1 protein-coding gene and 1 pseudogene are annotated in these 666 nt (G+C 47.1%); both read left to right on the top strand.

Features of this window, described 5'->3' with window-relative positions:
- A pseudogene (locus R7O13_RS27605) lies at positions 1–342 on the top strand (calcium/sodium antiporter); the annotation flags it as partial.
- 36 nt (positions 343–378) lie between these two features.
- Positions 379–666: SIS domain-containing protein (locus R7O13_RS27610; protein WP_318305290.1), on the top strand; the 288-nt coding region annotated here is incomplete at its 3' end.

Consider the following 666-nt stretch of genomic DNA (forward strand, 5'->3'; position numbering starts at 1 on the left):
GTGATCGGTCTGACAATTATTGCCAACGGTACGAGTCCTCCTGAGCTTGCAGCCTCACTTGCTGGTATATTGAAAGGCGAAGACGACATGGCAGTTGGTAACATCATCGGCTCGAACGTTTTCAATATTTTGGCGGTAATGGGCCTTCCTGGCATCATTAACCCATCCACACTAAGTGAATACGCAATGGGACGTGACTTTTGGGTCATGCTTGGCGTGTCACTGTTGTTAGTAGCAATGTGTTTAGGTAAATCACGCAGCATCAACCGCCTCGAAGGGGCGATTCTGTTTACGTGTTTCTTGGGTTACCAAGTGTACCTATTTGCCAACATGGCCGCTTAATCCCACTAATAAGTAGAGACAAATTGGAGCCCTGATATGTCCAATCCATTTGATTTTCGCGCTGCAGCTAAACAAGTTCTTGATATCGAAGTCACGGCTCTGCAAGAGCTAGACAAATACTTTGATGAGCAGTTTGAACAAGCTTGCGAATTGATCCTTTCCAATAGCGGCAAAGTTGTCGTGATGGGTATGGGCAAATCAGGCCACATTGGCAACAAGATTGCAGCAACGCTTGCCAGCACAGGTACATCAGCGTTTTTCGTTCACCCGGGTGAAGCAGCGCATGGTGACTTGGGTATGATCAGTGCGGGTGACATTGTTATC

Source organism: Vibrio sp. Y176, assembly GCF_033438945.1.